At 61.3% G+C, this 13,824-nt stretch carries 13 protein-coding genes; 8 read left to right on the top strand and 5 right to left on the bottom strand.

What is annotated here, in order from left to right:
- Positions 1-120: 120 nt before the first annotated feature.
- From NCHU2750_RS10955 to NCHU2750_RS10940, 4 genes are all read left to right on the top strand, one after another.
- Positions 121-960, top strand: a complete 840-nt coding sequence (locus tag NCHU2750_RS10955) for a DUF4432 family protein (protein WP_119940475.1) — start codon at positions 121-123, stop codon at positions 958-960.
- A gap of 77 nt (positions 961-1,037) precedes the next feature.
- A complete protein-coding gene (locus NCHU2750_RS10950) occupies positions 1,038-1,376 on the top strand; it encodes a protein tyrosine phosphatase family protein (RefSeq protein WP_119940473.1) in 339 nt (112 codons plus the stop codon).
- A gap of 101 nt (positions 1,377-1,477) precedes the next feature.
- The gene (locus NCHU2750_RS10945; RefSeq protein ID WP_119940471.1) at positions 1,478-1,819 is read left to right on the top strand and encodes a RidA family protein; all 342 of its coding nucleotides are present in this window, start codon (positions 1,478-1,480) and stop codon (positions 1,817-1,819) included.
- A gap of 34 nt (positions 1,820-1,853) precedes the next feature.
- Positions 1,854-2,195 (top strand): hypothetical protein, encoded by a 342-nt coding sequence (locus NCHU2750_RS10940; protein ID WP_119940470.1) that lies wholly within the window; start codon positions 1,854-1,856, stop codon positions 2,193-2,195.
- Between the two features lie 98 nt (positions 2,196-2,293).
- Here the strand turns inward: NCHU2750_RS10940 and NCHU2750_RS31150 are convergent, their stop codons facing one another.
- The 5 genes from NCHU2750_RS31150 to NCHU2750_RS10920 form a co-directional block, all read right to left on the bottom strand.
- A complete protein-coding gene (locus tag NCHU2750_RS31150) occupies positions 2,294-2,416 on the bottom strand; it encodes a hypothetical protein (protein ID WP_256377683.1) in 123 nt (40 codons plus the stop codon).
- A 65-nt stretch (positions 2,417-2,481) separates the two neighbouring features.
- Positions 2,482-4,134, bottom strand: a complete 1,653-nt coding sequence (locus NCHU2750_RS10935) for a thiamine pyrophosphate-binding protein (RefSeq protein WP_119940469.1) — start codon at positions 4,132-4,134, stop codon at positions 2,482-2,484.
- Positions 4,131-5,327: a succinate--glutarate CoA-transferase gene (gene caiB, locus NCHU2750_RS10930; RefSeq protein WP_119940468.1), complete on the bottom strand. Its 1,197-nt coding sequence runs from the start codon at positions 5,325-5,327 to the stop codon at positions 4,131-4,133. Before caiB ends, NCHU2750_RS10935 begins: the two co-directional genes overlap by 4 nt.
- A gap of 2 nt (positions 5,328-5,329) precedes the next feature.
- On the bottom strand, positions 5,330-6,295 hold the full coding sequence (locus NCHU2750_RS10925; protein WP_245480226.1) for a DMT family transporter: 966 nt from the start codon (positions 6,293-6,295) through the stop codon (positions 5,330-5,332).
- Between the two features lie 54 nt (positions 6,296-6,349).
- On the bottom strand, positions 6,350-7,366 hold the full coding sequence (locus NCHU2750_RS10920) for an alpha/beta fold hydrolase (RefSeq protein WP_119940467.1): 1,017 nt from the start codon (positions 7,364-7,366) through the stop codon (positions 6,350-6,352).
- A 99-nt stretch (positions 7,367-7,465) separates the two neighbouring features.
- Between NCHU2750_RS10920 and ettA the strand changes: the two genes are divergently transcribed.
- The 4 genes from ettA (at position 7,466) to metF (ending at position 13,753) form a co-directional block, all read left to right on the top strand.
- Positions 7,466-9,115 carry an energy-dependent translational throttle protein EttA gene (gene ettA / locus NCHU2750_RS10915; protein WP_119940466.1) on the top strand — a complete coding sequence of 550 codons (1,650 nt, stop codon included), beginning with the start codon at positions 7,466-7,468 and terminating at the stop codon, positions 9,113-9,115.
- A gap of 206 nt (positions 9,116-9,321) precedes the next feature.
- Positions 9,322-11,685, top strand: coding sequence for a methyl-accepting chemotaxis protein (locus NCHU2750_RS10910; RefSeq protein WP_119940465.1), 2,364 nt, complete (start codon positions 9,322-9,324; stop codon positions 11,683-11,685).
- Positions 11,686-11,852: 167 nt separating this feature from the next.
- Entirely contained in the window at positions 11,853-12,857 is a 1,005-nt protein-coding gene (locus tag NCHU2750_RS10905; RefSeq protein ID WP_119940464.1) for an ArsR/SmtB family transcription factor, read from the top strand.
- Positions 12,854-13,753: a methylenetetrahydrofolate reductase [NAD(P)H] gene (metF, locus tag NCHU2750_RS10900; protein ID WP_502703787.1), complete on the top strand. Its 900-nt coding sequence runs from the start codon at positions 12,854-12,856 to the stop codon at positions 13,751-13,753. Before NCHU2750_RS10905 ends, metF begins: the two co-directional genes overlap by 4 nt.
- The last annotated feature ends 71 nt before the right edge of the window (positions 13,754-13,824 follow it).

Below are 13,824 nucleotides of genomic sequence, written 5' to 3'. Positions count from 1 at the left end.
TGCGATGATTGACAAGGTAAATTTGACGCTTCTGTGGAAGAATCCCAGTTTGCGATGAATGAATCATTAAATTCTGCTCACCCTCGGTAACCACGAGGCGAGCTTGAGGAGGAAATGCCCATGAAATCCTTCGCGTCAGCGCTTGGTCCGCGGATTTTGCTGGACGAGAGCTCGGTGCTCGACATCGGCGGCTGCTTCGTCAACGATGTCGATATCGCGCCGGGAAGGGCGATCCCCGACGACGGGGACCCGCGAATCGATCACTCGCTCGAGGGGTTCCTGTTCACCTGCGGTCCCGATCACATCCGCCATCCCGACCAGATCGCCGGCGAGACCGATGGCAGGGCATATCCGCTGCACGGTTCGTTTTCGTCCCATCCCGCCGAGATCACCTTCTGGGAAATGCAGGGAGAGGATGCGGAATGCCATGCGCATGTGCCTGTCGTCACCGCAGATGGCGGCAGGGTGCTGCTCGAACGCCATTGGCGGATCGACAGCGCCACGGGCGAAGTCTGCCTGCAGGACAGGGTGACGAATACCGGGGACAAGCCGATTGCGCGGGTGCATATGTATCACATGAATATCGGCGCATGGCTGTTCGACGATGCGGTGCATCTGTCCGGCGCGATGTTCGAGGATGGGCAGATGCCGTGGAATTTCGGGCCGGAGCCCGGCAGCGTCTTCTGCGTGCCGGCGGCGCGGGAGGGCGAGGCATGGGCGGAGGTGGCACTCGGGCCGATTGCGGCGATCGGCGGCTCAACGCTGAAGGTGAGGTTCAGGACCGATACACTGCCCTATCTGCAGATCTGGCGAAACCAGAAGGCGCCTGCCCATGTGCTCGGCATCGAGCCGGTTTCGCATCGTCTGGCCAGCCGCAGCGAGCTTGCCGGGACGGGCGAATTGCAGTGGCTGCAGCCGGGCGAAAGCGCCGACTATGCGCTGCGTTTCGCTTTCACCTGATAAGCGTCCTTCTTCCGTTGACGCTCGTCGAGCCACCGCGTAATGCTGGCGCCCGACAGAAAAATGGAGGCTGCGCCATGGATATCCGCCAGATCAACGACGAGTATTCGGTTTCCGGACAGATCACCGTCGACGAGCTCGACGAGATCAAGGCACTCGGCTTCAAGTCGCTCGTCTGCAACCGTCCCGACGAAGAAGAGCCCGGCCAGCCGCATTACGCCGATATCGAGGCGCGCGCCAAGGAACTTGGCCTGGAAATCCGCCATATCCCGGTCGGCCGCATGGGCCTGACGCCGGAGGGTGTGACCGAGATGGTCGATGCGGTCGAGGATCTTCCGACGCCGATGCTCGGCTTCTGCCGTTCGGGCGCCCGCTCGACCGCGATCTACGAACAGGCGCAGCGCTTCAAGGGCTGACCCGACCAGGCTCTCCGCTTCAGGCCCGGCACATCTTTTCGCGCATGGTGCGATCGCTTCGCGCCATGTTATCCCAAAGCTCAGCATTCAGGAGCATTCCCATGAGCATCAAGCGCATCGACCCCGGCGCACGCATGAGCGGCGCAGTCGTCCACGGCAACACCGTCTATCTCGCCGGCCAGGTTGGCGACGGCGAAACCGTGACCGAACAGTGCAAGGACGCCCTGGCTGAAGTCGACCGCCTGCTGGCTGCCGTCGGTTCCGACAAGTCGAAGATCCTGCAGACGATCATCTATCTCTCCGACATGTCCTATTTCGGCGAAATGAACGCTGCCTGGGAAGCCTGGGTCGATCCGGCCAACACGCCGGCCCGCGCCACCAGCGAAGCCAAGCTCGCTGCGCCGAAGTACAAGGTCGAATTCGTCGTCACTGCGGCGATCTGATCAAGAGGGACCGCGGATGTTCAGGACTGGTCTGATGGCGATTGCAATTGCCGCCGGTTTCATGGCATCCGCGGCCCGTTCCGAAAACCTGCCTGCGATCCCGTCGGGATCGGAACTGCAGGTGGCGGCGCAGGCTATGGTCTATGCGCGCGCCTGCGATATCCGCTACAAGCGGCCCGCCATGGTGTGGGATTCAAAGAACCTCTTCTTCAAATACGCCAGCAAGACCTATGCAGATCCCATGGCGGTCACGAATCAAGCCTTCAATCAGGCCCAAACCGCCACGACGCGTGCCTATGCCAAGGCCACGGCGGATTTTACCGTCGCATTCTGCAATCGGCTGGCGCAGATGTTCAAAACCGAACTCAAGCGCTGACTGAAGTCTTCTCTGCCCGAAGTGGAAAGAGACCCTAAGCTTTGGATGTGAAAAAGGGGCCGGAATATCCAGCCCCTTTTTCCGCGTCTGACTGAGCATCAGGGTTCGCCGGGCGTCATGCCGAACATATAGAAGGCTGCCAGGGCGACCGCGATGAGGAAGATGACGACGACGAAGGTCGACATCCCTCCAAGTGCTTTTCGTTTTGTTTCACTAGCCATGCAGACCAAACGGCATGACGGTCAGATGGTTCCGAGCTTTCATGACGAATGCCTGGCACCGGGCGTCAGCTTTTTTCGCGGATCTGGGTCAGCGTCTTTGCCGGCGTGATCGCTTCCGGATCGAGCCTGACCTCGATGATAGCCGGCTTGCCGCTTGCTCTTGCGCGCAGATAGGCGGGGCCGAAATCCTCGGTCTGCTCGACCAGTTCGCCATGTCCGCCGAAGGCCTTGGCATAGGCGACGAAATCCGGATTGATGAGATCGGTGCCGCTGACGCGGCCGGGATATTCCCGCTCCTGATGCATGCGGATCGTGCCGTAGATGCCGTTGTTGACGAGGACGGTGATGATCGGCAGGTCATAGCGGACGGCGGTGATGAATTCCTGGCCGTGCATCATGAAGCAGCCATCGCCGGCAAAGCAGACGACTTCGCGCTCGGGAAACAGCTTCTTGGCCGCGACCGCAGCCGGCAGGCCGTACCCCATCGAGCCGGAGGTCGGGGCGGACTGGGTGTTGAATTTGCGGAAGCGATGGAAGCGATGCAGCCATGTGGCGTAGTTGCCGGCGCCATTGGTGAAGATCGTGTCCTCGGCGACGTTTTCCTCGATCCAGTCCATGATCGGGCCCATATGGACCTTGCCGGGGCCGATGCCGGGCGGCGTCGACCATTTGAGATAGGCGTCATGCATGGCCGACTTGCGTTCGGCCCAGATCGGCCGGGCCGGCGGTTCGAGCGACTGAACGGCGGCGGCAAACTCTGCCGGGCCGGCGCAGATGGCGAGATCGGGTCTGTAGAGACGACCGAGTTCTTCCGGATCCGGGAAGACATGCACGAGCTTCTGGGCCGGATAGGGGATGTCGATCAGCGTGTAGCTGGACGAGGGCATTTCCGACATGCGGGCGCCGACGAGAATCAAAAGGTCGCTCTCCCTGACCTCCTTTGCCAGCGCCGGATTGATGCCTATGCCGATATCGCCAGCATAGGAGGGATGGAGATGGTCGAACAGCATCTGGCGGCGGAAGGAGCAGCCGACCGGCAGCTTGAAGCGGTCGGCGAACTCCGCGATGTCGGCCACCGCCTGCTCATTCCAGCGGGTGCCGCCGAGGATGATCATCGGTCGCTGGGCTTCCTTCAGCAGCTTGTCGAATTGTGCGATCTGCGAGGGACCGGGATGGCTTTCGACGCGTGTATAAGCTCGTGCCTGTGGCGCTTCGACTACATCGACCAGCATGTCTTCGGGCAGGGTCAGGACGACGGGGCCGGGGCGGCCGGATGTGGCCACGGCAAAGGCGCGGGTAACGAATTCGGGGATGCGACGGGCATCGTCGATCTCGCCGACCCATTTGGCGAATTCGGTGAAGGCGCGGCGATATTCGACTTCCTGGAAGGCTTCCCGCTCCTTCATGTCGCGGCCGATCTGGCCGACGAAGAGGATCATCGGGATCGAATCCTGCCGGGCGATATGCAGACCGGCAGAGGCATTGGTGGCGCCGGGGCCGCGCGTGACCATGCAGATGCCTGGTTCGCCGGATAGCCGGCCCCAGGTGTCGGCCATCATCGCGGCGCCGCCTTCCTGGCGGCAGACCATGACGTCGATGCCGCTTTCATAGAGTGCGTCGAGTACCGCGAGATAGCTTTCGCCGGGTACGCAGGACACTTGCCTGACGCCGTTTGCCTTCAGGGCTTCGACGATCAGTTGGCCACCGGTCTTCGTCACTTGGAATCCTCCTCCATTTTCTTCAGTTCGGCCAGTATCTCGTCCGTATGCTGTCCGAGTGCCGGGCTCGGACGATGATAGCTGAGCGGTGTCTCAGACAGCATGATCGGGCTCCGCACACCCGCAATGACCGTGCCGTCGTCGGCCTCTAGATCGATGCGAAGGCCGCGGGCCTTGACCTGCGGGTCCTCGAACATCTCGCCGATCGAGTTGATCGGCCCGACCGGTACGGCATTGTCGCCGCAGGCGGCGAGAAGATCGGCCTTCGACCATTTCGTCGTTTCGGCGACCAGCAGGCTGCGCACCTCGATGCGGTGGGCGACGCGTGCCTTGTTGGTGGCGTAGCGTTCATCATCTGCCACTTGCTCGATGCCCAGAATGCGGCAAAACCGCCGGAACTGGCCGTCATTGCCGACTGCAAGGATGATGTGGCCGTCATGGACCGGGATCACCTCATAGGGCGAAATGTTGGGATGGGCGTTGCCGAGCTTGACCGGCGAAATGCCGGAAATCAGGTAGTTCATGTTCTGGTTGGCGAGAACCGACGACATGACGTCAAGAAGCGCCATGTCGACCTGCTGGCCTTCGCCGGTCTTCATCGCATGGATCAACGCGCCCTGGATGGCGGTGACGGCATAGATGCCGGTAAAGATATCGGCGATCGCCACGCCGGCCTTCATCGGCTGGCCCTCAGGTTCGCCGGTGATCGACATGAAGCCGGACATGCCCTGGACGATATAGTCGTAGCCGGCAAGCGCGGCATAGGGGCCATCCTGGCCGAATCCGGTGATCGAGCAATAGACGAGCTTCGGGTTGACCGCCTTCAGGCTCTCGTAGTCGAGCCCGTATTTCTTCAGGCCGCCGATCTTGAAGTTTTCGATCAGCACGTCGGACCGGGCGGCGAGGCGCCGTACGATCGCCTGGCCTTCCTCGGTCTTGAGATCGACGGCGATCGAACGCTTGCCGCGGTTGGTCGAGTGGTAATAGGCGGCGGAGAGGTTTTCACCGTCGCGGCTCTCGACGAAGGGCGGCCCCCAAGCGCGGGTATCGTCGCCGCCCTCGGGGTTTTCGACCTTGATGACGTCGGCCCCCATATCGGCGAGCATCTGGCCAGCCCAGGGACCGGCCAGCACGCGAGCGAGTTCGAGGACGCGGATGCCGGCGAGCGGTGGCTTCTTCTGCGCGATGTCCATGGTCAGGGGGATACCGATGTGGTTTCGCTTGTGGTGACGGGCTTGGTCGAGGCGACACGGCGCTCGCGCCAGATGATGTAGAGGCCAGAGCCGATGATGATCGAGATGCCGAGCCATTTGATCGGATCCGGGAAATCATCGAAGACCAGCCATCCGAACAGGGTGGCGGAGACGATCTCGAAATACTGTATCGGCGCCAGCACGGAGGCGGGGGCTGCGCGGTAGGCATAGACGCTGAACAGGCCGGAGAGGGTGGCGAAGATGCCGACGCCCAGCAGCCAGGTGAGGGTGGTGACGTCGGGCAGGGACGGGGCGAGAAAATCGATTTCGGCCTCGTGGCCTGCGATGAGAAGGACGGCGCAGATCGGTACGCCCCAGAGCGCCATCTGAAACTGCATCGTCCAGGGATCCTCCCGCTGCGACAAGGCACGGGTCATCATGGCGAAGATCGCGATGCAGAAGGCGGTGACGACCGGCAGCAGTGCGATTGCACCGATTTCCTGGAAGCTCGGGCGGATGACGATCATCGCGCCGATGAAGCCGACGGCGCAGGCGGTGTAGCGCCGCCAGCCGATCGTCTCCTTGAGGAAGATGCTGGAGAGAACCGTAAGAATAATCGGCTCAATGAAGAAAATCGCAACGGCATCGGCAACGGGCATGACGGCGAGCGTGGCGACGAAGCAGATCATCGACAGTGCGACGACCGCGGCGCGAATGGCATGATAAAAGCTCATGCGCCAGGAGAAACGGCGCCATGCGCCCGAACCGAGAACGAAGGGGGTCATGCACAGGCCCTGCAGCACAAAGCGGGCGGTGGTGATCATCATCGGCGACGCGGTGTCGGTCGCGAGCTTGGAAAACACGTCCATCAGCGGCGCGAGCAGCATGGCGAGTATCATCAGGCCGAGGCCTGCAGATATGCTGGTCGTCTGTGCTTGCGGATGTGACATGGTCTGGGCTGCGCTCATGGCATGGATATAGCCGCGTGCGACATTATGCGCACGTGAAGAAAAGTCATGACCTCATTCCGCGGGCGCTGCCGCTGCGGGCGATATAGGCGACTCGGTGGCCGACGGGGAGGCCGATTGGGCGACCGGGTGGAATGCATTCGTGGCCCATGCCGCAAATTCGGCGGTGGCTTCCACACGCATCGTGTCGTTCAGCGTCTCGTGGCGGGCATTGGGCCAGAATCGGGTCATGACGTTGGTAAGACCATTCCGGCGCAGATGCCCCGACAGCCAGAGGATTTCCTCGGCCTTGTTGGTGGCCGGGTCCTCGCCGCCGCCGAGCAGGTAGACGGGCAGGTTCCTGCGAAGCCTGCCGACCATCGGGGGGGCGCGAAACGTCAGTTCGAAGAGATCGAGCCAAAGGGAAACGCTCGCGTCGAAACCGCAGAGCGGATCGGCGATATAGGCATCGACCTCATGCGGATCATGGCTCAGCCAGTCGAAGGTGGTGCGATGGTCGGGAATGCTGTTGCCCCAGGCGCCGAAGGTGAGGCGAGGCAGCAGGCCGCTCGGCGTGTCCGAACCTTTCAGCGCACGCTCGATCTTGAGCAGGACCTGTGCGGCGCGGCCGGCAAGGCCGGGATTGAAATTGGAGTTCCAGACGGCGACGGCATCGAAGGCGTCCGGGTGATCGACGGCGGCGTTGAGTGCGATCAGGCCGCCCATGGAGTGACCGAAGAGAATGACGGGAAGGCCCGGATGGGCCAGGACCGCCTGCGCCCGCACCGCCATTACATCCTCGATGACGATCCGCGCTCCGTCCTTCAAGGCAAAACGGCCGATCGGCGCGTCCCGTGCCGTCGTCTCGCCGTGGCCGCGGTGATCCCAGGCATAGACGTGAAAACCTGCGGCTGCCATGGCAGAGGCGAAGGCGCGATAGCGTTTTGAATGTTCGGCAAGGCCGTGACAGATCAAAAGTATTCCGCGCGCGGGATGCATCTCCGTTACGACGGCGGGTAGATGGTGGCAGGCCATCGAAGCACCTGTCGGGCTCTGCAATTTTGAGGTTTCCCACGCAAAATCCAAGCTCATTTTAGCACCTCCGCCCGCTCTCGCATTGCCCCTTTGCCTTTCTTCGCCTACATAGCGGGCAAACAAAAGCCCCCCAAGCCCTCCGGAGCGTTTTTACGTATGGCACGTCAGTTCATCTATCACATGTCGGGATTGAACAAGTCCTATGGCGCCAAGAAGATCCTTGAGAACGTCAACCTGTCGTTCTATCCCGATGCCAAGATCGGTATCCTCGGCCCGAACGGCGCCGGTAAGTCGACCGTCCTTCGCATCATTGCCGGACAGGACAAGGAATATACCGGCGAAGCCTGGCTCGCCGAGGGCGCGACTGTCGGCTACCTGGAGCAGGAGCCGAAGCTCGATCCCAACAAAACCGCCTTCGAAAACGTCATGGAAGGCGTTGCCGACAAGCAGGCCGTCATCGATCGCTACAACGAACTGATGATGAACTATTCCGACGAGACTGCGGATGAAGGCGCCAAGCTGCAGGACATCATCGACAGCCAGAATCTCTGGGACCTCGAACAGCAGGTCGAGATGGCGATGGAAGCCTTGCGCTGCCCGCCCAAGGATGCGGCCGTCGACAATCTGTCGGGTGGTGAACGCCGCCGTCTCGCGCTTTGCCGCCTGCTGCTGTCGCAGCCAGACCTGCTGCTGCTCGACGAACCGACCAACCATCTCGACGCCGAAACCATCGCCTGGCTTGAAAAGCACCTGCGCGATTATCCGGGCGCCGTGATGATGATCACCCACGACCGCTACTTCCTTGACAACGTCACCGGCTGGATCCTCGAACTCGATCGCGGCCGTGGCATTCCTTACGAAGGCAACTATTCCGCCTACCTGCAGGCGAAGGCCAAGCGCATGCAGCAGGAAGCGCGCGAAGAAGCCGGCCGCCAGAAGGCGCTGTCTCGCGAACAGGAATGGATCGCCTCCAGCCCGAAGGCACGTCAGGCCAAGTCGAAGGCCCGTATCAAGGCCTATGAACAGTTGGTCGACGCGGCCGAGGGCATCCGCCCCGGCGACGCGCAGATCATCATTCCGGTTTCCGAACGCCTCGGCAACGTGGTCATCGAACTGGAAGGCATCAAGAAGGGCTTTGACGGCCGCACTTTGATCAACGACCTGTCGCTGAAGCTGCCCCCTGGCGGCATCGTCGGCATTATCGGTCCGAACGGCGCCGGCAAGTCGACGCTGTTCAAGATGATCACGGGCCAGGAAACTCCAGATGCCGGCTCGATCCGCGTCGGCGACACGGTTCATCTCGGTTATGTCGACCAGAGCCGCGATGCGCTGGATGGCAACAAGACCGTCTGGGAAGAAATCTCGGGAGGTGCCGAAGTCATCAAGCTCGGGAAGTTCGACATGAACTCCCGTGCCTATTGTGGCGCCTTCAACTTCAAGGGTGGCGACCAGCAGCAGAAGGTCGGCAATCTCTCGGGCGGCCAACGCAATCGCGTTCACCTTGCCAAGATGCTGAAGGCCGGCGGCAACGTGCTGCTGCTCGACGAACCGACCAACGACCTCGATACGGAAACGCTCGGTGCGCTTGAAAGCGCGCTGGAAGCTTTCGCCGGCTGCGCGATCATCATCAGCCACGATCGCATGTTCCTCGACCGTCTGGCGACGCACATCCTCGCCTTCGAAGGCGACGGCCATGTGGAGTGGTTCGAAGGCAACTTCGAAGACTACGAGCAGGACAAGGTTCGTCGTCTTGGCCCGGATGCTCTCAACCCCGGCAGCCAAGCCTATAAGCGCCTGACGCGATAAGGCCTCCAATTCGGAACTTTGCTTTACAAAAGGCCCGGCTCGTCCGGGCCTTTTTGCGTTTGAGCTTACTATTGACGGCCTGCGGCAATTTGTCTGCGCAAATGGGCTTGAAAATTTAAAATTAACGGCTTGTTAGACGCGCCTCGCTACAGTCGCGAAGGGAAAATTATCTTTCATTATATATGAAGAAAATTAGAGGCAAGTCTATGTTTTCATTAAGAAATGTACTGATAACCGCCTTTTCTGTCGTCAGCCTGTTGCTGGCCTTTATGTCCATCACGTCGCTGCAACATTCCTACAACAACAGAGTCGTGTTCGACAAGGTTGCGCGCCTGACGGTTCTCGATAAGGGGTTGTTCGATGTGCTGGTGAATTATCGCCAGGAACGCGGCCAGACTGCGACGGCGCTGTCGATGAGCATCGAGCGCGGCAAGAACACAATTCAGGCCCTGAACAGCTACCGTTCCAAGGTCGATGCGGGCTGGGCCGAAGTGGTCGCCGCCATGGCAGACCTCAACGACAGCGAATTGGCGCCGATGTTGAGCCAGCTTAAGACCGCCACCGACGGCAATCTTGCTCTGCGTGCCGAGGTTGATCGTCAGCTCGCCATGCCATTCGAATCGCGCGATCCGGCGGTCAGCCCGCGGGGGATGAACTTTGGCAACGATTATCTGACGCAGCTTGAGAAGGCCTCCAATTCCGCCGAGGCGAAAATCCGCTCGCTCGACAACAGACTGGTTGATCTTATTCAGATCCGTGCGACTGCGTGGGCCGCCCGCGCGGCTTCCGGTGGCATCGGAACGGCTGTCAACAAGGCAACGGCAACGGCCAAGCCATTGTCGCCGGCCGAAGTCACCGATGTGCTTGCTTCCGAAACGAAGACGAACTTTGCCTGGGCTCAGGTCCGTGTGCTCATCAATCATCCGTCCGTGTCGAGTGAGCTGAAAGCAGCGGCAGCCAAGGCGGATGACGGCTTCTTCAGCGGCAGTTTCGCTGCCATGCAGACTGCGGCCATCAAGAGCCTGGTCGCCGGCAATGCGCCGAACCTCACCTATGACGACTGGATTGCTGCCAGCACGATCAGCCAGGGCACCATCTCGGATGTCGCGCTGCTTGCCATGAATACGTTGAACCAGACGGCCATCGATGCGGCTTCGGCGGCGTTCGGCAACATGATCTTCTATTGCCTACTGCTTGCCGGCGTCGTGATCTTGGCCGCCGTTGTCTTCGCCGTCGTCCTGCGCCGCGTCATCGCCCCCATCAGCGCGCTGACCAAGTCTATGAGCATGCTTGCGGAAGGCGATACGAATGCCGCGATCCCGTTCGCTCTGCGCAAGGACGAGATCGGCAACATGGCCCGCTCCGTCGAGGTTTTCCGCCAATCGGCAATTCGCAATCGCGAACTTGAGGCGTCGGCCGAGGCGGATCGCCTGACCGCCGAGCAGCAACGCATCGAAGCGCAGCGCCGTGCCGAGGCCGATGCAGAAGAACGCCTCAATCAGGCGACAGGCTCTTTGGCCGAAGGGCTGAAGCGTCTCGCATCCGGCGACATGGTCTGCGAAATCAACGCGGAATTCGCGCCGCAGTTCGAAGCGCTTCGCCGGGACTTCAACGCTTCGGTCAGTCAGTTGCGCTCGACGCTGCTCAGCGTGGGGCAGTCGGTCTCGACCGTCACAAGCGGTAGCGACGAGATTTCCGCGGCCTCCGATACGCTTTCCAAGCGCACCGAACAGCAGGCAGCATCGCTGGAAGAAACGGCTGCCGCCCTCGAGCAGATTACCTCCAACGTCACCAATACGTCGAAGCGGACCGGCGAAGCGCGCGACGTCGTGCGCGATGCCACGGCGAAGGCCGATCGCTCCGGCAAGGTTGTCCGCGATGCGGTTGCTGCCATGGAGCGGATCGAACAGTCCTCTCAACAGATCAGCCAGATCATCAGCGTCATCGACGAGATTGCCTTCCAGACCAATCTTCTGGCGCTAAACGCCGGCGTCGAGGCCGCACGTGCGGGCGAAGCGGGCAAGGGCTTTGCAGTGGTTGCACAGGAAGTGCGCGAGCTTGCGCAGCGCTCGGCCACGGCTGCGAAGGAGATCAAGGGGTTGATCTCGAATTCCGCGGTTGCTGTCGGGGAGGGCGTCAAGCTGGTCAGCGATACCGGCGACGGTTTGACCCAGATCGCGGAGCTGGTGCTGGTGGTCAATCGCCATATGGATGCGATCGCCACGGCGGCGCAGGAGCAGTCGGTAGGTCTGGCGGAAATCAACACCGCGATCAACCAGATGGACCAGGCTACCCAGCAGAATGCCGCTATGGTGGAAGAAATGAGTGCGGCCGGTGCGGGGCTTGCGCAGGAGAGCAGCAATCTCGAGGGGCTGATTTCCAGCTTCACCCTCGGCTCCCGCCCCACCGACGGCTTGCGCAAGGTTGCCGGCCAGATGCGTGCGGGCACACCTCAAGGTCGGGTCGCTACACAGCAGGGGCAGGCAATGCGCTCGTCCGCTCCTGCGGCTCGTGTCGCAAGGGGTGGTGCGGCTGCGGCTGTTGCGACCGACGACTGGCAGGAGTTCTGAATTCCAGGATGCCGTGATCCGGCGTCTCAAGATCATCAGGCAGGCGAAGGGTGGCGGCGACGCCGCCCTTTGTCGTTTTTCAGAGGGATAAGCCACGAGTTACAGCTTGCAAATGCACCTTAAATCACATAAAGATATCTTTATATGTTGATTATAGGGATGGCTGAATGTCGCTACCGCTCGATACGCTCGTAGACGTGCTCAAGACCGTTGGAGAACCGACGCGTTTTCGCCTGCTTGCGCTTCTTTCGCGGGGCGACCTGACGGTGACCGATCTTACCGAAATTCTCGGCCAGTCACAGCCCCGTATTTCCCGCCACCTGAAGCTTCTAGCCGAGGATGCGCTGATCGATCGCTACCAGGAGGGCGCCTGGGCTTATTTCCGCCTCCAGCAGGATGGGGCAGGGGCGACGCTGGTGCGCACGCTGCTTTCGACGGCTGCGGCCGACGATCCGGTTCTGCTGCGCGACGGAGAGCGGCTTTCCGCCGTCAAGCGCCAGCGGGCCGAGCGAGCGCAGGCCTATTTCAGCCGCAATGCTTCCGAATGGGATGAGCTGCGCCGGCTGCATGCAAGCGACGCTGCCGTCGAGCAGGCGCTGTTGAAGCTGGTGGGGACTGCGCCGATCGACAGCCTGCTCGATCTGGGCACCGGTACCGGCTGGATCCTGCAACTGCTGGCGCCGCGCTATCGGCGGGCAATCGGGGTGGATGCAAGCCGCGACATGCTGTCGGTGGCGCGGGCCAATCTCGACAAGGCGGGCATCCTGAAGGCGTCGGTCCGGCATGCCGATATTCTCAACCTGCCGCTCGAGGGGCAGGATTTCGATCTCGTGACGATCCACCAGGTGCTGCATTTCCTCGATCAGCCGGAGCTTGCCATTGCCGAAGCCGCGCGGATATTGCGGCCGGGCGGGCGGTTGATGATCGTGGACCTCGCGCCCCACAAGATGGAGCATCTGCGTGAGGACCATGCGCATGTCCGTCTCGGATTCTCGCATGAGATGATCAGCGACTGGCTGGAGAAGATCGGGCTTGAGCTCGACAAGACCATCGATATCGCGCCCGACAAGGATGACGGGCTGACAGTGACAATATGGCTGGCGAGGGATCGCCGCATGCTGATGGCCGATACGCCACCGGCAGCAGCTATTTCCGTTCTCCAGGAAGGGTGATCATGAACGACAAGACAAAAGACCAGCGGTTCGAGATCTCCTTCGAGTTCTTTCCCCCGAAGTCGGAGGAGATGGAGGCGCAGCTCTGGGAAACCGTCGAGCAACTGTCGCTCTTTCAGCCGGAATTCGTGACGGTGACCTATGGCGCCGGCGGATCGACCAAGGAGCCGACGCTGGCTGCGGTGACAAAGATCATCGACGGCACGAAAATGCCGACTGCCGCGCATCTGACCTGCGTCGATGCCTCGAAGGACGAGGTCCGTGCCGTGATCGAGGAATATCGAGCGGCAGGCGTTCGCCGCATCGTGGCATTGCGCGGCGATCCGTCGGCCGGAATCGGTACCGCCTACACGCCGCATCCTGAAGGGTTCAACCAGACCGCCGATCTGGTCCGCGCTCTGGCGGATTACGGCGATTTCGATATCTCGGTTTCCGCCTATCCGGAAAAGCATCCGGAAAGCCCTGACATGTCGGCGGATATCGATGTGTTGAAGAGCAAGGCGGATGCCGGCGCCACGCGGGCGCTGACGCAATTCTTCTTCGATAACGAAATATTTGCCCGCTACATGGATGCGGTCGCCGCCGCCGGCATCACGCTGCCCGTCATTCCGGGCATCATGCCGATCCAGAACTTGACGCAGCTCAAGCGGTTTTCCAAGCGTTGCGGCGCCACCGTTCCGGGTTTTCTCGATGCGCGATTCGAGGGCCTGGACGAGAAGCCGGAAGAGCGTGCAAAGGTGGCGGCCGAGGTTGCCGCCGAGCAGATCGAGGATCTCGGCCGACGCGGCTTCTCACATATCCATCTCTACACGATGAACCGCTCGCCGCTGGTTTCCGCCGTGCTCGACAATATCGGCTACAAGCCGCAGGCCACCAAGGCCGTGGCTGCCGCCTGACGCTTCCATTTTGAGAAGAACGCATGCTCCAAGGGGAACGTGCGTTCTTCGAAATGTTGGATCATATCGAA

This window comes from Neorhizobium sp. NCHU2750, from assembly GCF_003597675.1.
Taxonomy (GTDB): Bacteria; Pseudomonadota; Alphaproteobacteria; order Rhizobiales; family Rhizobiaceae; genus Neorhizobium.
Note: the sequence above shows the minus strand (reverse complement) of the source record. Positions and strands in the feature narration are given on the sequence as shown.

What these genes read in the sequence shown, in the direction of transcription:
- NCHU2750_RS10955 (WP_119940475.1), top strand. Translation starts at nt 121, where the DNA reads ATGAAATCCTTCGCGTCAGCGCTTGGTCCGCGGATTTTGCTGGACGAG.
- NCHU2750_RS10950 (WP_119940473.1), top strand. Translation starts at nt 1,038, where the DNA reads ATGGATATCCGCCAGATCAACGACGAGTATTCGGTTTCCGGACAGATC.
- NCHU2750_RS10945 (WP_119940471.1), top strand. Translation starts at nt 1,478, where the DNA reads ATGAGCATCAAGCGCATCGACCCCGGCGCACGCATGAGCGGCGCAGTC.
- NCHU2750_RS10940 (WP_119940470.1), top strand. Translation starts at nt 1,854, where the DNA reads ATGGCGATTGCAATTGCCGCCGGTTTCATGGCATCCGCGGCCCGTTCC.
- NCHU2750_RS31150 (WP_256377683.1), bottom strand. Translation starts at nt 2,416, where the DNA reads ATGGCTAGTGAAACAAAACGAAAAGCACTTGGAGGGATGTCGACCTTC.
- caiB (WP_119940468.1), bottom strand. Translation starts at nt 5,327, where the DNA reads ATGGACATCGCGCAGAAGAAGCCACCGCTCGCCGGCATCCGCGTCCTC.
- NCHU2750_RS10925 (WP_245480226.1), bottom strand. Translation starts at nt 6,295, where the DNA reads ATGAGCGCAGCCCAGACCATGTCACATCCGCAAGCACAGACGACCAGC.
- NCHU2750_RS10920 (WP_119940467.1), bottom strand. Translation starts at nt 7,366, where the DNA reads ATGAGCTTGGATTTTGCGTGGGAAACCTCAAAATTGCAGAGCCCGACA.
- ettA (WP_119940466.1), top strand. Translation starts at nt 7,466, where the DNA reads ATGGCACGTCAGTTCATCTATCACATGTCGGGATTGAACAAGTCCTAT.
- NCHU2750_RS10910 (WP_119940465.1), top strand. Translation starts at nt 9,322, where the DNA reads ATGTTTTCATTAAGAAATGTACTGATAACCGCCTTTTCTGTCGTCAGC.
- NCHU2750_RS10905 (WP_119940464.1), top strand. Translation starts at nt 11,853, where the DNA reads ATGTCGCTACCGCTCGATACGCTCGTAGACGTGCTCAAGACCGTTGGA.